The organism is Arthrobacter sp. TJ-266, assembly GCF_058269115.1.
Map to the genome: position 1 here is coordinate 551,186 of NZ_JBZCNC010000004.1, position 18,847 is coordinate 570,032.

Genomic DNA, 18,847 nt, shown 5'->3' on the forward strand with positions numbered 1-18,847 from the left:
CCTCCCGGGACCTCACTGACTACACGAGGATGTGCATAGCGTGGCAACGAAGGCTCCGAAGGACAACATCGACGAGTCCCAGCTGACAGTGGGCGCCCGGAAGACCAAGGCAGTGGGGCTCCCCGCCGTCCTCAACTCGCTGAAGATCTCCGTGGACCAGATGGGGCCCGTGCGGGCCGCGCAGACGCTCCTGGCCGTGAACCAGGTGAAGGGCTTCGACTGCATGGGCTGCGCGTGGCCGGAGGGTGACAAGCGGCACACGGCCGAGTTCTGCGAGAACGGCGCGAAGGCCGTCGCCGAGGAAGCCACGCGCCGCACCGTCCCGCCGTCGTTCTTCGAGGAGCACTCCCTCACGGATCTCCTGACCCGTGACGACTACTGGCTCGGCCAGCAGGGCCGCCTCACCCACCCGATGCTGCTCGACGACGGCGGCACGCACTACCGCCCCGTCTCGTGGGACGAGGCCTACCAGGTGATCGTCGACGAACTGGCGGCGCTCGACAGCCCCGACGAAGCGGTCTTCTACACCTCCGGACGCACGTCCAACGAGGCCGCCTTCCTGTACCAGCTGATGGTGCGCGGTATCGGCACGAACAACCTGCCGGACTGCTCCAACATGTGCCACGAGTCCTCAGGATCCGCGCTCAACGAGACGCTGGGGGTCGGCAAGGGGACGGTCTCGCTCCTCGACCTCGACACCGCGCCGCTGATCATCATCGCGGGCCAGAACCCGGGTACCAACCACCCCCGCATGCTCACCTCGCTGGAGAAGGCGAAGAAGAACGGCGGCGCGATCGTCGCGATCAATCCGCTGCCCGAGGCGGGGCTCATGCGGTTCGAGAACCCGCAGAACCCCATGGGTCTGCTCGGAACGCGCTTCGGCGGCGGTACCGCCCTTGCGGACGACTTCCTGCAGATCCGCATCGGTGGCGACCAGGCCCTGTTCCGTGGCCTCGGCAAGCACCTGCTCGAGCGCGAGGAAGCGACCGGCACCGTCTTCGACCACGCGTTCATCGCCGAGCACACGCTCGGCCTCGAGGACTACCTCGGCAGCCTGCGCGAGACCACCTGGGAGGAGATCACCACAGCAAGCGGCATCTCCAAGGCGGAGATCACGAAGGTGGGCGACCGCATGATCGCCTCACCCGGGACCATCGTCTGCTGGGCCATGGGCCTCACACAGCACAAGCACTCCGTGGCCACGCTCCGCGACGTGGTGAACGTCCTCCTGCTCCAGGGCAACGTGGGCAAGGCGGGCGCAGGCGTCTGCCCCGTCCGCGGGCACTCCAACGTCCAGGGTGACCGCACCATGGGGATCTTCGAGCGCATGCCCGAGCCGTTCCACGATGCCCTGGACAAGCGCTTCCGGTTCGCCTCGCCCCGCAAGCACGGCGTGGACACCGTTGCCGCCATCCGCTCGATGCGCGACGGCACGGCCCACGTCTTCATGGGCATGGGAGGCAACTTCGTCCGCGCGACTCCCGACACGAACGTCACGGAGCAGGCGCTGAGCAACACGCGGCTCACCGTGCAGGTCTCCACGAAGCTGAACCGCTCGCACCTCATCACGGGCCGTCGCGGCCTGATCCTCCCGGCTCTCGGCCGGACCGACCGCGACACCCAGGCCGGCGGCGACCAGCGCGTCACCGTGGAGGACTCCATGAGCGCCGTGCACGCCTCGACCGGACGCCTGCAGCCCTCGAGTTCGGAGATGCGCTCGGAGATCGCGATCGTGTGCGAGCTCTCCGACCGCCTCTTCGCCCGCGAGGACAGCCCTTTCCGGGAGAACGCACCGCAGCTGGACTGGAAGGCGGCGCAGTCCGATTACCGCGTGATCCGCGAGCACATCAGCGCCGTGGTCCCCGGCTTCGACGACTTCGAGAAGCGGATCGACACGCCGGGTGGCTTCGTGCTCCCGAACGGCCCCCGCGACAGCCGGACGTTCACGACCGCGACCGGGAAGGCAAACTTCACCGGGAACACCCTCGAGTACCCCAAGGTGCCGAAGGGCCGCCTGCTGCTGCAGACGCTCCGCTCGCACGATCAGTACAACACCACGATCTACGGCAAGGACGACCGCTACCGCGGCATCCACAACGGCCGCCGCGTCGTGTTCCTGAGCCCCGAGGACATCACCGAGGCCGGCCTCCAGGACGGCGACATGGTGCACATGGTGTCCGAGTGGGCCGACGGCATCGAGCGGCGCGCGGAGAACTTCCGCGTGGTGGCCTACTCGACGCCGAAGGGTTGCGCGGCGGCGTACTACCCGGAGACCAACGTGCTGGTGCCCCTCGACTCGACGGCGGACATCAGCGGCACCCCGACATCGAAGTCCGTGATCGTGAGGCTCGAGAAGGCCCTCTAGCGCCAGGGCAGGGAGAGGGCCTGGAGGTCCTCTCCCTGCTCGCAGCCATCGGCCGGCACCACGAGCACGCCGTCGGCCGCCGCGAGTCCCCGCAGCATGCCGGAGCGCTGGTGCGTGCTCGGTACGGCGCGCCCGGCCTCGAGCCGGTAGGGGACGAGCCGGCTCCTGCCGGGCAGGGGCTCGAAGGCGTCGGCGCTCGTGACCGTCCCGGGAACGGTCAGGGGTGCGCCCCGGAGGCCTGCGAGGAGCGGGGCCGTGACCGTGAGCATGGCCATCATGGCGGCGAGCGGATTCCCGGGGAGGCCCACGAGAAAGCGTCCGTCGGGCAGCCGCGCCAGGAGGGTCGGGTGCCCGGGCCGCATCGCGATGCCGTCGATGATCAGCTCGGCGCCGAGTCCCGTGAGCGCCCGGCGGATGTGGTCCGCGGAAGAGCTACCGGTTCCTCCCGTGGTGATGAGCACGTCCCCGGAGCTCCGCATGAGCGAGGCCTCGTCCGTCGGTTCGGCGCTGAGGGCCGCCACGACGTCGTCGAGGTCGTCCTTCGCACGGCTCGCCACGTCCACGTGGCCGCCGAGCAGTGCGACGAAGCCCGGCAGCTGCGGCCCGAACGTGTCACGCACCTGGCCCGCGTGGGGAAGCCCGTGGTCGATCACCTCGTCGCCGGTCATAAGCAGCGAGACCCGCGGCGCCCTGAGGACCGCGAGGGTGTCGTGACCGCACACCGCGGCCAGCGCTATCTGCGCCGGATTGAGCACCACTCCGGCCGGAATGGCCTCGGAGCCCTCCTCGGCCTCCTCCCCCGCCGGGCGCACGTGCTCGTGCGGAGCCGGCTCGTCGGGACGGGCCGCCGCATTGCGCTCGAGCACGTCACCGCGGACGGCGCCGTGCTCGGTGCGGAGGACACCCACGGCGTTCTGCGGCACCACTCCTCCGGTGAGGATGAACGTCGCCTCGCCGGGCGCGAGGGACACCTCGCCGGAATCGGCATGCGGCGCGGGCCTGCCGCGCGGGTGCTCCTCGGGCGGGGCGTGGCTGACGAGGCGCCACGGCGGTTCGCCGTTCACGGCCCAGCCATCCATCGCGGACGAGGCGTAGTGGGGCATCGGTTGCAGGGCGAGCACGGGCTCCGCGAGCGTCTGACCGAGTGCATCGGCCAGCGTGACCGTCTGGACGGGAAGCGCTCGCCCGGCCTCGTGGGCCAGCAGCCGGGCTTCCTCCCAGTCGACGTTGCGGGCGTTCGAACCGTCGCTCACTCGTTCCCGCCGTCCGCCGCGGGGCTGGGGCAGAGGTCGTTCGCCAGGGCCAGCGCCGACCGCATCGCCACCTGCTCGTCGGCCTGGCCGCTGCCGACCGCGAGACCGGCGGCGTATCCCGCCACGAAGGTGGTCAGCGGTGCGGCTGGCCGCACCACCCCGTGCGCCGCCTTGCCGGCCAGGGCGAGGACGGCGTCGATGTCCACGTCCGTCCCCTCGATCTCGAAGGCCTCGACGAGCTTCCGCGTCCATTCGTGCAGCAGTTTCTGGCGATCGTCCATGGGATCCTCCGGGGGTGCTAGGGAACGGCGACACCCAGCTCTCGTGCATCAGCCCAGGTGTCGACGTCGTGCGTTGTGCCCGGTGGGACCGGGACCTGCCTCGTCCTCACACTAGCAAGGAGGCTGCGCATCGAGAGGTTCGCGGCGGAGCCGCCGGCGAGTACGCCGTCGATCGCGGCAACGAGATCCCCGGTGCGGTACAGCGCCGCGAGGGGCTGTTCGCGGCCGCCGTCGAGCGCGACCAGCGAGGTGTCGGCACGGTTGCGTGCCTCCTCGAGCAGGGCGTCGAGCAGCCCGGGGACGCCCGGCATGTCACACGCCACGACGACGCTCCAGGGCGAGCGCTCGCCCACCCCGAGCGCGAAGGCGGCGGCGAGGGCCGCCGCCGGTCCGGCGAACGGCGGTTCCTCGCGGACGAAGGCCAGCCGCGGCACCGCACGCGCGCCGTCCTCCGCAGCGGCACGCAGCACGAGCTCGACCTCCCCCGCCCCGTCCGGTCGCGGCCCGACGACGGTCAGCGACCGCGCGCCGACGAGGGCGCGACACGTGCGCTGGAGGAGGGTCTCGCCGTCGAGCACGAGCCCGGCCTTCGCCACCCCGCCGAGGCGGGAGGACCGTCCGCCCGCCAGGACGACGGCATCGAACAGTGGTTCGGGGTGGGTCACGCGGCGGTCTCGGTCAGGAAGGCGCTCCACTGCGGAGCCGGCTTCTCCAGCTCGCGGATCTGCCACTGCGGTCCGCGTGGGGGCAACGGCACCACCCGCAGCTTCCACCCCAGGCTGCTGAGGGTCTTGTCGCCCTTGGCGTTGTTGCACTTCAGGCAGCAGGCCACCAGGTTCTCCCACGAGTCGGCGCCGCCCCTCGAGCGCGGCATGACGTGGTCGATGGTCGAGGCCGCCTTCCCGCAGTACGCGCAGATGTGGTTGTCGCGGCGCAGCACGCCGCGGCGCGTGGCGGTGACGTCATGGCGGTACGGGATCTTCACGTACCTGTTGAGCAGGATCACGGAGGGTCTGCCGAGAACGTCCGTGGGGCCGACCACGGGCTCGTCGTCCTCCGCGACCACACTCGCCTTCCCCGTCAGCACAAGCACCAGCGCCCTGCGGAACGTGACGACCGCAAGTGGTTCGTACCCAGCATTCAGAACGAGTGTGCGCATTCGACGAGCCTCATCGCTGACCTGTTCCCCGCTACCGGTTGCCAGTCGGGACGACGGGAGAAGAGCTTCGAAAGTGACACTGCAAGAGTAAGCCGGACACGGGGCAGCCGCTAATCACGCGGCTCCGCAGGGCTGCAGGTGTCGTTCCGCCCCTCGGCATGCACGGGCTCACGGGACGGCAGTCTGTTGAACGCGAAAGGACCGGCGGGTGGCCGGTCCTTTCGTGAAGCGTCGGTGCGGAAGCGTCAGCCGCCCACGCGGATGTAGACACCGCCGGAGCCGAGCTCGGCCGGTGCGATCACCGTCGTGTTGCCGTTGAAGCCGCCGTGGACCGCCTGGCCACCGCCGATGTACACCGCGATGTGAGCCATGCCCATGCCGCCGTCGGCGTAGTAGATGAGGTCACCCGGGATGGCTTCGCCCGCGCTGACCGTGCGGCCGAGGGAGAGGTAGCCGGCGGGCCAGCCGTGGAAGTTGATGCCGGCGGCGGCCAGCGCGTTGCTCGCCAGTCGCGTGCAGTCCTGCATGACGCCGAGCTGGCCCTGGGCCGCGGCGGCGATGGTGGCCGCGACTCCCGAGGAAACGGCCGGCGGGGCAACTGCGGGAGCAGCGGGAGCTGCGACGCGCGCCGCGACCGGAGCGGCGACGGGCGCTGCGACCACGGGAGCAGGAGCCACGACAGCCGGAGCGACGACCGGTGCAACCGCTGCGGGCTGGACGACCGGAGCGGGCGCCGGGGCGGCAACCGGAGCCTCGACCACGGGAGCGGGTGCCGGAGGAGGGACGACCACGGGAGCGGCCTGGACCTTGACAGGCGTCCGGTTGAAGGCGACGGTCGTGGTGTTCGCCGCGACGACCGCGGTCCGCTCGACGGTGACGGTCAGCTTGGTGGTAGCGACCTCACGCTGCGGCTGGAGGTCCGCCGCGTTGGCGGCGACGCCGCTGGTGAGGACGAGACCGGAGGCTGCGGCGATGACCGCAGCCTGCCGTCCCATGCCGCCGGCGTTGCTGGTGACGGCCCTCGCGAGGTCCGAGAAACTCTGCGTGTCCCCGCGGTGGCGGGCGATCGTGGCGCGTGTCATGAAGGTCTCCGGGTATGAGGGGTTTAGCGGACGCGGACGAAGCTGGCGCCGGGGAGGTCGGACAGGCTGTGCAGACCGGTGTTCATACCGTTCAGACCGCCGCTGATGACCTGGCCGTTACCGACGTAGATGGCGACGTGGCCGCCGGTGATGACCAGATCGCCGGGAGCGGGCGAACCCACCACATCGCCGTACTGGAAGAACTGACCCGGTGCGAGGTCGCCGACCGACTTGCCGACCGAGCGCAGTGCCTTCTCGACCATGGCCGTGCAGTCCTGCGCCACGCCGATCTGCGCGTAGGCACTGCCGACGAGCCCGTCGGCCACACCGGAGGCGGCGGCGACGGGGGCGGCCGGCGCGGGAGCGGGCTGCGCCACGGCGACGGGAGCCGGGGCGGCGACGATGGCGACGGGTGCCGGAGCCTGCACGGCGACCGGTGCCGGAGCCTGCACGGCGACGGGCGCCGGCGCCTGCACGACCACGGGTGCCGGAGTCGGCGCGGCAACGGGCGCCTCGACGACGACGGGAGCCGGCTCCGGCGCCTTCTCCGGCGCCTTCTCGACGGCGACCGGGACGAGCTCGAACGCGACCTCGGCCGTGGCCGGGACGGTGACCTCGGCGGTGACGACGCGGGAGACGGTGAGGGTGGAGGCCTGGGCCTCACGCTCGGCGGAAGCCGCTCCGTGAGCCGGCAGACCGGCGGTGAGCACGAGACCCGACGCTGCGACGATGACGGCTGCCTGGCGGCCGACTGATCCTGCGTTGGACGAGACGGCGGCGGACAGTGCGGTCAGCGGGCTGACGGTTTGGGGCGCGCGGTGGCGGCCCAGCGTGGTGCTGGTGGACACGTTGGATTACCTCTCCCAACGCCTGCGAGGTGAGCTGTCGGATTCGGATGGGAGTCACCCGGCCGCTGCGAGCAGCGACTTAACCCCAAGGACCTCTCGAAAGAAGTCCACAAATTGGTTCCCCCGCCTCTGCCATGCGAATGGTGCGAACGGACCTCGAGCAATGGCAGAGCTAGGCGATTTGCAGGAGGGTGCCGGATCTAGAGCGAATTTGGCACGGGATGAAGGCTACCCGAGAACCAGCGGTATGTCACGTTCTGGTCACGGTCCTCAGGCTGCTTGCCTTTCCGGCCACCGTGCGGCGCTCCCGGGAAGGGTCAGGCGTCGACCGACACGAAGACGTGCGAGGCCACTTCGGGAGGCAGTTCGAGGGCGCCCTCGACCCCGGGGACGCGGACCGACACGTAGCCGCCCACCGATTCCAGGCTCAGGCTCGCGCCGGGTCGCAGGCCGCCCTCGTCGAGCTGGGTGAGGAGCTCCGGGTCCACCTGGATGGGCTCGGCGAGCCGGACGAGGGTCACGGCGCTCTCGGGTGAGTACGTGCCCATGGCGGCCAGGAGCGTCACGACGCCGTCGGTGAACTGCTCGGTCTGGACGCCACCGAGCGCCTCGAGGCCGGGGATGGGATTACCGTACGGGGACTGCGAGGGCTTGCCCAGCAGTTCGTAGAGCCTGCGCTCCACGCGCTCGCTCATGACGTGCTCCCACCGGCAGGCCTCGTCGTGCACGTACGCCCAGTCGAGGCCGATCACGTCGCTGAGCAGGCGCTCGGCCAGACGGTGCTTGCGCATGACCTCCGTGGCCCGGCGGCGTCCCACCTCCGTGAGTTCGAGATGCCGGTCCCCCGAGACCACCACGAGCCCGTCGCGCTCCATGCGTCCGATCGTTTGCGAGACGGTGGGCCCGGAGTGCCGCAGCCTCTCGGCGATCCGTGCCCGGAGCGCCACGATGTTCTCCTCCTCGAGCTCGAGGATGGTCCGCAGGTACATCTCGGTGGTGTCGATGAGGTCCGTCATGCGGTTCAGCTCCTTGGTGCGGTGCGGGTTCGCGGCTGGAGGGCCGCGCGCGGCCGGCGGTCAGGTCCGCCTCAGCCTGCGCCTCGCCACGCTTCCCAAGGTTAACCCATGGCGACGGGCAGGGCCGGTGCGCGCGCGCCTGCGGCGCCGTCCCGCGCGGGTACCGCGCCGCCGTCGCGGGCCCGTCACGGACAGGGGCCGCGTGCCCGGGCTGGGGCAGAATGAGGGGCACACGCCGCCGCCGACCACCTGGAGCATCCTTGACCGACCTGCCGCGCATCCCCGACCACCTCCTGCCCGCCGACGGCCGCTTCGGCGCGGGCCCGTCCAAGGTGCGCGGCGCGCAGCTGGACGCCCTCGTGCGCGCGGGCAGCACGCTCCTCGGCACCTCGCACCGCCAGGCGCCCGTCAGGAACCTCGTGGGTGACGTCCGCGAGGGCCTCATGACCTTCTTCGGCGCCCCCGAGGGCTACGAAGTGATCCTCGGCGTCGGCGGATCCACAGCCTTCTGGGACGCGGCGGCGTTCGGTCTCGTGGAGGCGAAGGCGCAGCACCTCTCCTTCGGTGAGTTCGGATCGAAGTTCGCGTCGGCCACGGACAAGGCCCCGTTCCTCGAGCCCTCGAGCATCATCACGTCCCCTCCGGGCGCTCGTCCGGATGCCGTCGCGGAGGCGGGCGTGGACACCTACGCCTGGCCGCAGAACGAGACCTCGACCGGCGTCGCGGCGCCCGTACGGCGCGTGGACGGGACGGACGACGGCGCCCTGACGGTCATCGACGCCACCTCCGCGGCCGGCGGGCTGCACGTGGACGTCGCCGAGACGGACGTCTACTACTTCGCCCCGCAGAAGAACTTCGCCTCCGACGGTGGGCTGTGGCTGGGGCTCTTCTCCCCCGCGGCGCTCGACCGCGTGGCGCGTATCAGGGCGGGCGGGCGGTGGATCCCCGATTTCCTCGACCTGCAGACGGCGGTGGAGAACTCCCGCCTGAACCAGACCTACAACACGCCCTCGCTCTCCACCCTCGTGACCCTCGACGCCCAGGTGCAGTGGCTGAACGCCGAGGGCGGACTGCCGTTCGCCACGGCGCGCACCGCGGACTCTGCAGGGCGCCTGTACGCCTGGGCCGAGGCCTCATCGGTCGCGTCCCCCTACGTCACGCGGCCGGAGGACCGTTCGAACGTGATCGTCACGGTGGACTTCGAGGAGACCGTGGACGCCGCACGTGTGGCCGCGATCCTCCGCGCCAACGGAGTGGTGGACGTCGAGCCGTACCGCAAGCTCGGCCGCAACCAGCTGCGCATCGCCACCTTCGTGTCGATCGAGCCGGACGACGTCTCGGCGCTGATCGCGTGCATCGACCACACGGTGGAGCACCTGCTCGGGTAGGCCGTGGCCGCCTACTCGGCGGCTCTCTCCTCGACGCCCGCCTCGTGCTCGATCCGGAGGCGGCGCGGGGCGGTGCGGTCGTACCGGAGCCGCACCTCGTGGTACCGCCAGGCCCAGAAGATCCCGATCGCCGCAGCCAGGAGACCGGACGCCGCGGCGACCCCGAGGCTCCACCGGGGACCGAAGGCGTCGGACACCCACCCCACCACGGGCGCCCCGAGGGGCGTCCCGCCGAGGAAGATCGCGAAGTAGAGCGCCATCACGCGCCCGCGCATCGCGGGCTCGGTGGTGGTCTGCACGTAGGCGTTGGCGCTCGTCATCAGGGTCAGGGCGAAGAGGCCGACCGGCATGAGCGCGAGCCCGAACAGCCAGAGGTTCGGTGCCACGGCGGCCAGCACGCAGGCCAGGCCGAAGGCCGCCGACGCCCCGAAGATGAAGCGGAGGCGCGGCCGCTCCCGCCGCGCGGACAGCAGGGCGCCGGCCACCGAGCCGACCGCCATGACCGAGGAGAGCACGCCGAAGACGCCTGCGTCCTGGCCGAACTCGGTCCGGGCCATCGCCGCGATGAATACCGCGAAGTTCAGCCCGAATGTCCCCACGATGAAGATGGCCAGCATCACCACCATGAGGTCCGGACGTCCGCGCACGTAGCGGAAGCCTGCGCGGATGCGGCCCTTGCCCGCCGGTTGCCGCGGTTGCCGGTTGAGCTCGGACCTGCGCATCACCAGGAGGACGTAGACCATGGCGCCGAACGTGAGCGCATTGATCATGAAGACCCAGCCCGGGCCGACGCCCGCGGTGAGCAGCCCCGCCGCGGCCGGTCCCACCAGGCGCGCGCCGTTGAAGGACGCACTGTTGAGGGCCACCGCGTTCGGTAGGTGATCGTCGCGCACCAGGTCGGAGACAAAGGCCTGACGCGCCGGTGCGTCGAACGCCGAGACGATCCCGAGTGCGAGGGCGAAGGCGTACACGTGCCACAGGAGGGCCACGTCCATGATCACCATCACGCCGAGGCCCACGCCGAGCAGGGCCATCGCGACCTGCGTCGCGATGAGGAGAGCGCGGCGGTCCACCGTGTCGGCGATGAGTCCGGCCCATGGGGCGATCACGAGCTGCGGCCCGAGCTGTAGGGCCATGACGATGCCGAGGGCCGAGGCGTTCTGCTCCGTGAGGATGTCGTAGACGAGCCAGTCCTGGGCCGTCCGCTGCATCCAGGTGCCGATGTTGGAGATCAGCGCACCGATGAACCACAGCTTGTAGTTGTGGATACCGAGGGAACGGAACGTACTCACCATGCCCTGCTCCCTTCTCGGCTCCGCGGACCGGTCACCCGGCGTCGGGCCGCCCGGTGTCGTCGTGCAGCGGATCGAGGCCGGACGGGTCACGGTCGAGCGGAGTGCTGTCGGACGGATCGTCGTGGATCGTGTCCACATCCCCGCCGTCGGGCTCCGCGCCTGCGGACTCAGCGCCTGCCGGCTGCGCGTCCTCCGTGTGCGCGGACTCCGCCTGCTCGGGCCCGGTATGCTCGCCCTGCGCATCCTCGGTCTGGGTGTCCTCGGGCCGCACCCGCTCGGACCACGGTAGCCATTCGGGCGCCAGCAGTGCGGCGGAGGAGGGCAGCAGACCGACCTCGCAGACCGTCACGTCCTTGCTCCTGGCCACCCGTGCCACGGTCGCGTACCACTGCCATCCCCCGTACCCGGGCACGAAGGCCTCGAACCGGTGCGTGACGAGCCGCTCACCGTCCACGACGGCGGACACGTGACGGCCCACCTGGGCCTCGGGCGCCACCTCGAGCACGCCGAGACGGGCTCTCTCCACGGCTGCTTCGAGGACGGCGTCGGACTTCGGCACGCGCCGCGCGGCACGGGGCCTGCGCGGAGCTTCGGGCGTCTCCGACGCTCCGTCGGCGGGCACGTCGAGGTCCGTGGCAGGTTCCACTGAGGGCTCCCACAGGGTCTCGGGGGCGGCGTTCCGGGTGCTCGGCATCATGGTGGCAGCCTACGCGTCGAGGTCGTCGGCAACCGCCCTGAGCACGGCGGCCACCTTCGTCGCGTGGGACTTCTCGGGGTAGCGGCCCTTGCGCAACCCGTTGGAGACGGCGTCGAGGAGCTTGATGAGGTCCTCCGTGATGATGGCCATGTCGTCCGCGCTCTTGCGGGTCGCCTTCGCCACGGACGGAGCCTGCTCGAGGATGCGGGCGGACAGCGCCTGGAGCCCCCGGCGCCCGTCGGCCACACCGAACTCCATCTTCGTTCCCACCTTGACCTCGCTCACGCCCGCGGGGAGGGCGGAGGCGTGCAGGAACACCTCCTTGCCGTCGTCCGTGGCCAGGAAGCCGAAGCCCTTGTCCGTGTCGAACCACTTGACTTTGCCGATGGGCACGTCGTCTACCTCTTCTTGGCTGGGCCGCCCGGGGTGTCGGGCGGGGTCGGGCTGATGCTCCGGTGGAGCGCGCCGGTGCGGGGCGGGGATCACCGCGTCACCCGTGACGGGCCGCTCCTCCCGTGAAGTCCGGGTCTTCTAGGATATAGGCTCCCCGGCGTCGGTCCGTCGGCGCTCTTGTAGTCTTGGACCGCTATGAATCCCGAGGAATCCGTGGGCGGAGCCCACCCCGACCAGGCCCCTGTGACCGGCGTCCCGCAGAGCGGTGCCGACCACGCGTCCGGTGTACGCCTCGCGGTGATGGTCGCGGCCGTCGGGCTGGCCGCCGTCGGGCTCCTCTCCCTCGCGGCGATCCTCCTGACCGCGTTCCTGCAGGGAGAGGTGTGGCCGGGTTTCGTCCTCGCCACCTACGTCTGCCTCCCCGTCGCGTTCCTGCTGATGGTCTCCCTCGTGGTCCGGTCGTTCCTCGCACGCCGTCGGTCCTGACTCCCACCGGGCGCCCCCTCCGACCCCGGCGGCGGCGCTCTGTCGGAGGGGAACGGTAGCCTTGTCAACGATGTCCGCGATCCGAGCACTGGCCGACCAGGTGGCGAGCCGGAGCGATGACGATCTCCGCCGACTCCTCACCGTCCGGCCCGATCTCGTCCTCCCTCCGGTGCCCGATTTTTCCGCGCTCGCGGCACGTGCCTCCACCCGCGCCAGCCTGCAGCGCGCGCTCGACGCCCTCGCCCGCCCGCACCTGCAGGTCCTGGAGGCCCTCGTGGTCCTCAGCGAGGACCACGGGACCGCACCCACCCGGGACATGCTCGCCTCGGCCTTCGCCGACCCGGCCGGTGAGGCCCTGCTGCAGGTCATCGACGAGGTGATCGACCGCGCTCTGGTCGTCGACGACGGAGAGGGTGGCCTCCTCCCGGTGGGGGCCCTGTCCGACGCCCTCGGTCCCTATCCCGCCGGGCTGGGCCGGCCGTTCCGCGCCCTTGCCCGCTCCATCCCACGCTTCGGCGCGGCCCTCGTGGACGCCGTCGCGGTCCTGCTGCCCGGCTCCGCCTCCCCCGCGCTCACGCCCCCGGCTGCGGCGCGCCTGCTGGAGGGCGTGACGGCGGACGCGGCAGCGTGGTCCGACCTCCTGGCCGAGGCACCCGATGGCGTGGTACCGCTGCTGACCCGCCTGCGCGACAGCCCCGTGGGCTCCACCGCCACCGGGGGCGACGGCGCGGCGTCCCCCGCCGTGCGCTGGCTGCTCGACCGATGCCTCCTGGCACCGCTCGACGCCCTCCATGTGGAACTGCCGCGGGGAGTCGGCATGGCGGTGCGCGGCCATGCCGTGTTCGGACAGCTCGACACCACGCCGCCACGGGCAGACGGCGGAACCACGCGGCAGAGCCTCCGTGACAACGCGGCGTACGGCTCCATCGCCGAGACGCTCCGGATGATGACGGCGCTGCTCGGTTCCGCAGCGGGGCAGCCGATCTCCACGCTGCGATCGGGAGGAGTGGGCGTGCGCGAACTGCGGCGCGTCCGCGAGGTCCTGCGCAGCAGCGACATCGATGCGGCCTGGCTGCTCGAGCTCGCCGCCGCAGCCGGCCTCCTGACGCTCGACCCGGACGACTCCCGCTGGAAGGCCACGCGCCTCGGGGTGTGGGAAGCGCTCGAACGAGACGCCCAGTGGCTCCTGCTCGTCGAGGGCTGGCTCGCGGTGGACCGCGCACCGGCGCTCGTCGGGTCGAGGACGCCCGACGGGTCGGCGATCAACGCGCTCGCCGCGGAGGCCTCGCGCCCCGACGCGCCGCTCGTCCGCCGGCGCCTCATCGCCGTGGCGCTGCACCTCTCCTCCCCCGACGACGCCGGGGACCGCACGTCCGCGGCGCCGACCGGCTCGGCGGCGGCGAGCTCGGTGCCAGCGGGTCCGGCGCAGGCCGGCTCGGTGCCCGTCCTGACGGAGCAGTCCCTGATCGACGTCGCCGGCTGGCACCAGCCCCGGCTGCACCGGCGCTTCGCGCGTCTCGTCCCGGGAATGCTGCGGGAAGCGGCCGCGCTCGGGCTGACAGGCGGCGGTGCGCTCACCGAACCCGGTCGCCTCGTCGGGGAGGGGCACCTCGAGGACGCCGCGGCACGGGTCCGCGAAGCCCTTCCGGAGCCCGTCTCGCGCGTGGTGCTGCAGGCCGATCTCACCGCCGTCGCGCCCGGCTACCTCACGCCGGACGTCGCCCGCGGGCTCGCGCGCATGGCCACGCCGGAGGGCCAGGGCCCGGCCACCACGTACCGGTTCTCGGCATCGTCCATCCGCTCCGCGCTCGACGCCGGTGATGACGCGGCGTCCATCCTCGCGTTCCTCGGCACGCACTCCGCCACCGAGATCCCCCAGGCGCTCACGTACCTCGTGGAGGACACCGCGGCGCGCTACGGCAGCGTGCGCGTCGGACGCGCCGGCAGTTACCTCCGCACCGAGGACGACGCCGTCGTGGCCGCCGTGCTCGCCGATCCGAGAGCGGACCTCCTCGGCGTCGTCCAGATCGCGCCGACGGTCCTCGTGGCTCCCGCGTCCCCCCAGGAGCTGACCTCCCTCCTCAAGGACCTCGGGTTCGCCGCGGCGACGGACCCGACGACCGGCGTCATTGCCCCGGTGCCGCCCGTGCCCGCCGAGGCCGGCCGGGTGGCGCCGGACCGGCTCCGCTCACGCCTGAACCCGTGGTCGGTCGCGGAGGAGGAGATCGACGCGCAGCTCGTCACGCTCCGCTCCGCCCGCACCGGATTCGTCGACGCCGCGGCGGCCGCCGACAGCGAGACCCTCCTCGGGCTCGAGACCCTGCGCTCCGCGATCCGCACCCGCAGCCGCATCCGGCTCGGCACGGCGGACAGCGACGGGAATCAGGTGCGGCAGGTTCTCGTTCCCCTCTCGGTGTCGGGCGGCAGGCTGCGGGTGTTCGATCCCGACCACCAGGTGGAGAAAGTAGTGTCCGTGCACCGCGTCATGGACGTGGAGATCCTCGAAGGGAGTGCCGCCGATGGTTGACGGACCACTGATCGTCCAGAGCGACAAGACCATCCTGCTCGAGGTGGACCACGAGCTGGCCACCGAGGCGCGCCACGCCATCGCGGCCTTCGCGGAACTCGAGCGCGCTCCCGAGCACGTGCACAGCTACCGCCTGACGCCGCTCGGTCTGTGGAACGCGCGGGCTGCCGGTCTCGATGCCGAGCGGGTGCTGGACACCCTGCTGAAGTACTCGCGCTTCCCCGTGCCGCACGCCCTGCTGATCGACATCGAGGACACCATGTCGCGGTACGGCCGGTTGCGGCTGGAGAAGGATCCCCAGCACGGGCTCGTGCTCCGCACCACGGACTACCCGGTGCTCGAGGAGGTGATGCACGCCAAGAAGATCCAGCCGCTCCTCGGTCCGAGGATCGACGGCGAGACCGTGGTGGTGCACTCCTCCCAGCGCGGGCAGCTGAAACAGCTGCTGCTCAAGCTGGGCTGGCCCGCCGAGGACTTCGCGGGCTACGTCGACGGCACACCCCACCCGATCGCGCTGCTGGAGGACGGCTGGACCCTCCGGCCGTACCAGCAGCTCGCCGTGGAGAACTTCTGGTCGGGCGGATCCGGCGTCGTCGTCCTGCCCTGTGGGGCCGGCAAGACCCTCGTCGGTGCGGCCGCCATGGCCACGAGCAAGACCACCACCCTGATCCTCGTGACGAACACCGTCTCCGCGCGGCAGTGGAAGGACGAGCTGCTCAAGCGGACCTCGCTCACCGAGGACGAGATCGGCGAGTACTCCGGCGCCGCGAAGGAGGTGCGCCCGGTGACCATCGCGACCTACCAGGTCCTCACCCTGAAGCGCGGCGGCCTCTACCCGCACCTCGAACTGCTCGACGCCAACGACTGGGGCCTGATCGTGTACGACGAGGTCCACCTGCTGCCCGCCCCGATCTTCAAGATGACCGCGGACCTCCAGGCACGCCGCCGGCTCGGGCTCACCGCCACGCTCGTGCGCGAGGACGGCCGGGAGGGTGAGGTCTTCTCGCTGATCGGCCCCAAGCGCTACGACGCCCCCTGGAAGGACATCGAGGCGCAGGGCTACATCGCCCCCGCCGACTGCGTCGAGGTGCGGGTCGACCTGCCGCGGGACGAGCGGGTCGCCTACGCGATGGCCGAGGACGGCGACAAGTACCGCCTCTGCGCGACGTCGGACACCAAGTCCGACGTCGTCGAGCAGCTCGTCGCGGCACACGCGGGCGAGCAACTGCTCGTGATCGGCCAGTACATCGACCAGCTCGACGATCTCGCGGCACGGCTCGATGCGCCCGTCATCAAGGGTGAGACGTCCGTGAAGGAACGCCAGCGGCTGTTCAACGCCTTCCGGGCGGGTGAGATCACCGTGCTGGTGGTCTCGAAGGTGGCGAACTTCTCCATCGACCTGCCCGAGGCCTCCGTGGCCATCCAGGTGTCCGGCTCCTTCGGATCGAGGCAGGAGGAGGCGCAGCGCCTCGGGCGGCTGCTGCGACCCAAGGCCGACAAGCGTGCGGCGCGCTTCTACACCGTCGTGGCACGGGACACGCTCGACCAGGACTTCGCCGCCAAACGGCAGCGCTTCCTCGCCGAGCAGGGGTACGCCTACCGCATCCTCGACGCCTCCTCGATCGGCGATCTCGAACCCAGGGACTAGAGAGGACACGTGAAGGGCGGGTCCAGACAATTCACAGACAACGTGCGGATACTGACAGCGTGAAAAAAACTGGCCCCGAAGCGAAACTGCTGGTCGTCGACGACGAACCGAACATCCGAGAGCTCCTCTCGACCTCCCTCCGGTTCGCCGGCTTCGACGTCGTCGCCGCCGCCAACGGCCGTGACGCCCTCGCCGCAGCCGAGACCCACAATCCGGACCTCGCCGTGCTGGACGTCATGCTGCCCGACATGGACGGCTTCACCGTCACCCGGAGGCTCCGGGCGGCCGGCAAGCACTTCCCCGTGGTCTTCCTGACCGCACGCGACGACACCGACGACAAGGTCACCGGCCTGACCGTCGGCGGCGACGACTACGTCACGAAACCCTTCAGCCTCGACGAGGTCGTCGCGCGGATCCGGGCGGTCCTCCGCCGCACGCATCCGCTCGAGGAGGACGACGCCGTCATCCGCGTCGACGATCTCGAGCTCGACGACGACGCCCACGAGGTCCGCCGTGGCGGCGAGGTGATCGATCTCTCGCCGACGGAGTTCAAACTGCTGCGCTACCTCATGATGAACCCGAACCGCGTGCTGTCGAAGGCGCAGATCCTCGACCACGTGTGGGAGTACGACTTCAACGGCGACGCGTCGATCGTCGAGTCCTACATCTCCTACCTGCGCCGCAAGATCGACCGCGCCACGGACGCCGTGGCCCTGATCCAGACCAAGCGTGGAGTGGGCTACCTCCTGCGCACCGCCGACAAGCGGTAGCCACGGCCTTGATCAGGCGCTGGAACGCGGCATCGCTCCGCTCGCAGCTCGTCGCGATCATCATGCTGCTCATGATTGTGGCCGTGGGGGTCACCGGTCTCGCGACGGTCTCACTCCTGCGCGACGGTCTGATCGACCGGCTGGACCAGGACCTCGAGAGCAACGCCGAGAGCGTCGCGCGGGAGATCTACCGCGAGGAGACGCCGTCGGACGGTTCCCTGCTGCGGTTCTACGCCGCCGTGGTGGACGCCGACGGTGGCGTCGTCTTCACCAGCCAGCCCTCCGGGTCCGAGGATGCGCCGAACCTCGACGGTCTCTCCGAGCAGCGGATCGACGAGCTGGACACCGCGGGCTTCGACGTCGCCGGCACGGCCCCGGGGAGCCAGGGGTGGCGCGTACGGGTCTTCCCGTTCAGCAACACCGACGGTCACCTCGTGATGGCCTCCCGTCTCAGCACGGTCAACGACTCCCTGCAGGAGGCAGGTGAGATCGTCACGACCTCCGGGCTGGTGACCATCGCCCTCGCGTCCCTCATCGCCTTCGGCCTGGTGACGCGTCAGTTCGCGCCGCTGGCGCGCGTCGAGAGGACGGCGTCGGCCATCGCGGCCGGGGACCTCTCGCGGCGCGTGACGGTGGAACGCCCCGCCACGGAGATCGGACGGCTCTCCCGGTCACTGAACGCGATGCTCGCGCACATCGAACGCGCCTTCGCCGCCCGGACGGCGTCCGAGACGAAGATGCGCCGCTTCGTGGCCGACGCCTCGCACGAACTCCGCACCCCCCTCGTGACCATTCGGGGCTACTCGGAGCTCTACCGGCATGGCGCGCTACAGAAGGACGAGGACGTCGCCGCGGCGATGAGCCGGATCGAGAGCGAGGCCATCCGGATGGGCCAGCTCGTCGAGGACCTGCTCACCCTCGCACGGATCGACGAGCAGCGGCCCCCCGAAGTGCGGCCCGTGGACCTTCTGGCCCTCGGTCACGATGCGGCCTTCGATGCCCGCGCGACGGCGCCGGACCGCTCGGTCACCGTGGTGGGGCTCGACGGCGGGAAACCCTCGAGCGCACCCACCATGGGCGACGAGGCCCGTCTGCGGCAGGTGGTCGCCAACCTGATGACCAACGCGCTGCGTTACACACCTCCGGGGACGCCCATCGAGATCGCCGTCGGCGTGGCGCCCGTGCTCCACGGTCACAGCGACTCGGTCCTCGAGGTGCGTGACCACGGCCCCGGCATCTCCGAGGAGGACGGCGCACGCGTCTTCGAGCGCTTCTACCGCGCCGACACCTCCCGGCAGCGCGAGACCGGGGGAACGGGACTCGGACTCGCCATCGTGGCGGCCCTGGTGGCCCAGCACGACGGCTCCGTGCGGCTCGAGGAGACGCCCGGCGGCGGGGCCACCCTGTCCATCCGGCTGCCGCACGTGCCTCCCGAGGCGCCCGTCTTAGAGGGCGCCGTGACGGGCGACGGTGTCCGGTCCGCATCCGGCGGGAGCACGGCGACGGACCAGCGGCCTCCCACCGCCGGGGGCATCACTCCTCCACAGCCTCCGTCGTCGCGCCCGATTATCCACAGAAGAGCCGACAGCCGCTGACCCGCGCGGCGGGTGCCCTAGCGTCGGAAGCGTCAAGGAACCGC

At 71.2% G+C, this 18,847-nt stretch carries 17 protein-coding genes and 1 riboswitch; of the genes, 7 read left to right on the forward strand and 10 right to left on the reverse strand.

Going from position 1 to position 18,847, the window contains the following annotated elements; genetic code table 11:
• The first annotated feature begins 40 nt into the window (after positions 1–40).
• A complete protein-coding gene (locus tag AC4D12_RS14225) occupies positions 41–2,365 on the forward strand; it encodes an FdhF/YdeP family oxidoreductase (RefSeq protein WP_490950585.1) in 2,325 nt (774 codons plus the stop codon).
• Here the strand turns inward: AC4D12_RS14225 and AC4D12_RS14230 are convergent.
• From AC4D12_RS14230 to AC4D12_RS14260, 7 genes are all read right to left on the reverse strand, one after another.
• A complete protein-coding gene (locus tag AC4D12_RS14230; RefSeq protein WP_490950586.1) occupies positions 2,362–3,618 on the reverse strand; it encodes a molybdopterin molybdotransferase MoeA in 1,257 nt (418 codons plus the stop codon). The genes AC4D12_RS14225 and AC4D12_RS14230 overlap by 4 nt on opposite strands.
• On the reverse strand, positions 3,615–3,899 hold the full coding sequence (locus tag AC4D12_RS14235; protein WP_490950587.1) for a DUF6457 domain-containing protein: 285 nt from the start codon (positions 3,897–3,899) through the stop codon (positions 3,615–3,617). Before AC4D12_RS14235 ends, AC4D12_RS14230 begins: the two co-directional genes overlap by 4 nt.
• Before the next feature lie 17 nt (positions 3,900–3,916).
• Complete coding sequence (mobA, locus tag AC4D12_RS14240; RefSeq protein ID WP_490950588.1) at positions 3,917–4,564, reverse strand: molybdenum cofactor guanylyltransferase; 648 nt, start codon at positions 4,562–4,564, stop codon at positions 3,917–3,919.
• Entirely contained in the window at positions 4,561–5,058 is a 498-nt protein-coding gene (locus AC4D12_RS14245) for an HNH endonuclease (RefSeq protein WP_490950589.1), read from the reverse strand. The genes mobA and AC4D12_RS14245 overlap by 4 nt, the downstream gene beginning before the upstream one ends.
• Before the next feature lie 245 nt (positions 5,059–5,303).
• Entirely contained in the window at positions 5,304–6,140 is an 837-nt protein-coding gene (locus AC4D12_RS14250; protein ID WP_490950590.1) for an NlpC/P60 family protein, read from the reverse strand.
• Positions 6,141–6,163: 23 nt separating this feature from the next.
• On the reverse strand, positions 6,164–6,988 hold the full coding sequence (locus tag AC4D12_RS14255) for an NlpC/P60 family protein (RefSeq protein WP_490950591.1): 825 nt from the start codon (positions 6,986–6,988) through the stop codon (positions 6,164–6,166).
• 5 nt (positions 6,989–6,993) lie between these two features.
• A riboswitch (cyclic di-AMP (ydaO/yuaA leader) is annotated at positions 6,994–7,146 on the reverse strand.
• Positions 7,147–7,305: 159 nt separating this feature from the next.
• Positions 7,306–8,004, reverse strand: a complete 699-nt coding sequence (locus tag AC4D12_RS14260; RefSeq protein ID WP_490950592.1) for an iron-dependent transcriptional repressor DtxR — start codon at positions 8,002–8,004, stop codon at positions 7,306–7,308.
• A gap of 221 nt (positions 8,005–8,225) precedes the next feature.
• Here AC4D12_RS14260 and serC point away from each other — a divergent pair, with 221 nt between their 5' ends.
• Positions 8,226–9,392 (forward strand): phosphoserine transaminase, encoded by a 1,167-nt coding sequence (gene serC / locus AC4D12_RS14265; RefSeq protein WP_490950593.1) that lies wholly within the window; start codon positions 8,226–8,228, stop codon positions 9,390–9,392.
• A gap of 11 nt (positions 9,393–9,403) precedes the next feature.
• Here serC and AC4D12_RS14270 read toward each other — a convergent pair whose 3' ends face one another.
• Genes AC4D12_RS14270 through AC4D12_RS14280 form a run of 3 tightly spaced genes read right to left on the reverse strand, consistent with a single transcriptional unit; the run spans position 9,404 to position 11,777 of the window.
• Positions 9,404–10,687 (reverse strand): MFS transporter, encoded by a 1,284-nt coding sequence (locus tag AC4D12_RS14270; RefSeq protein ID WP_490950594.1) that lies wholly within the window; start codon positions 10,685–10,687, stop codon positions 9,404–9,406.
• Between the two features lie 31 nt (positions 10,688–10,718).
• Positions 10,719–11,384 carry a DUF3027 domain-containing protein gene (locus AC4D12_RS14275; protein WP_490950595.1) on the reverse strand — a complete coding sequence of 222 codons (666 nt, stop codon included), beginning with the start codon at positions 11,382–11,384 and terminating at the stop codon, positions 10,719–10,721.
• A gap of 9 nt (positions 11,385–11,393) precedes the next feature.
• On the reverse strand, positions 11,394–11,777 hold the full coding sequence (locus AC4D12_RS14280) for a cold-shock protein (RefSeq protein WP_490950596.1): 384 nt from the start codon (positions 11,775–11,777) through the stop codon (positions 11,394–11,396).
• Between the two features lie 195 nt (positions 11,778–11,972).
• Between AC4D12_RS14280 and AC4D12_RS14285 the strand changes: the two genes are divergently transcribed.
• The 5 genes from AC4D12_RS14285 to AC4D12_RS14305 all read left to right on the forward strand — a co-directional run bounded on the left by AC4D12_RS14285 (position 11,973) and on the right by AC4D12_RS14305 (position 18,803).
• On the forward strand, positions 11,973–12,263 hold the full coding sequence (locus AC4D12_RS14285) for a hypothetical protein (protein ID WP_490950597.1): 291 nt from the start codon (positions 11,973–11,975) through the stop codon (positions 12,261–12,263).
• A 70-nt stretch (positions 12,264–12,333) separates the two neighbouring features.
• Positions 12,334–14,790: a helicase-associated domain-containing protein gene (locus AC4D12_RS14290; protein WP_490950598.1), complete on the forward strand. Its 2,457-nt coding sequence runs from the start codon at positions 12,334–12,336 to the stop codon at positions 14,788–14,790.
• Positions 14,783–16,438 carry a DNA repair helicase XPB gene (locus AC4D12_RS14295; RefSeq protein WP_490950599.1) on the forward strand — a complete coding sequence of 552 codons (1,656 nt, stop codon included), beginning with the start codon at positions 14,783–14,785 and terminating at the stop codon, positions 16,436–16,438. The genes AC4D12_RS14290 and AC4D12_RS14295 overlap by 8 nt, the downstream gene beginning before the upstream one ends.
• A gap of 59 nt (positions 16,439–16,497) precedes the next feature.
• On the forward strand, positions 16,498–17,208 hold the full coding sequence (locus tag AC4D12_RS14300; protein ID WP_490950600.1) for a response regulator transcription factor: 711 nt from the start codon (positions 16,498–16,500) through the stop codon (positions 17,206–17,208).
• A gap of 8 nt (positions 17,209–17,216) precedes the next feature.
• The gene (locus AC4D12_RS14305) at positions 17,217–18,803 is read left to right on the forward strand and encodes a sensor histidine kinase (protein ID WP_490950601.1); all 1,587 of its coding nucleotides are present in this window, start codon (positions 17,217–17,219) and stop codon (positions 18,801–18,803) included.
• Positions 18,804–18,847: the final 44 nt, after the last annotated feature.

Excerpts from the sequence above, each read along its gene's own strand:
- AC4D12_RS14235 (WP_490950587.1), bottom strand. The coding sequence starts at position 3,899 with ATGGACGATCGCCAGAAACTGCTGCACGAATGGACGCGGAAGCTCGTC.
- AC4D12_RS14245 (WP_490950589.1), bottom strand. The coding sequence starts at position 5,058 with ATGCGCACACTCGTTCTGAATGCTGGGTACGAACCACTTGCGGTCGTC.
- AC4D12_RS14250 (WP_490950590.1), bottom strand. The coding sequence starts at position 6,140 with ATGACACGCGCCACGATCGCCCGCCACCGCGGGGACACGCAGAGTTTC.
- AC4D12_RS14260 (WP_490950592.1), bottom strand. The coding sequence starts at position 8,004 with ATGACGGACCTCATCGACACCACCGAGATGTACCTGCGGACCATCCTC.
- serC (WP_490950593.1), top strand. The coding sequence starts at position 8,226 with ATGAGGGGCACACGCCGCCGCCGACCACCTGGAGCATCCTTGACCGAC.
- AC4D12_RS14270 (WP_490950594.1), bottom strand. The coding sequence starts at position 10,687 with ATGGTGAGTACGTTCCGTTCCCTCGGTATCCACAACTACAAGCTGTGG.
- AC4D12_RS14275 (WP_490950595.1), bottom strand. The coding sequence starts at position 11,384 with ATGATGCCGAGCACCCGGAACGCCGCCCCCGAGACCCTGTGGGAGCCC.
- AC4D12_RS14285 (WP_490950597.1), top strand. The coding sequence starts at position 11,973 with ATGAATCCCGAGGAATCCGTGGGCGGAGCCCACCCCGACCAGGCCCCT.
- AC4D12_RS14290 (WP_490950598.1), top strand. The coding sequence starts at position 12,334 with ATGTCCGCGATCCGAGCACTGGCCGACCAGGTGGCGAGCCGGAGCGAT.
- AC4D12_RS14295 (WP_490950599.1), top strand. The coding sequence starts at position 14,783 with ATGGTTGACGGACCACTGATCGTCCAGAGCGACAAGACCATCCTGCTC.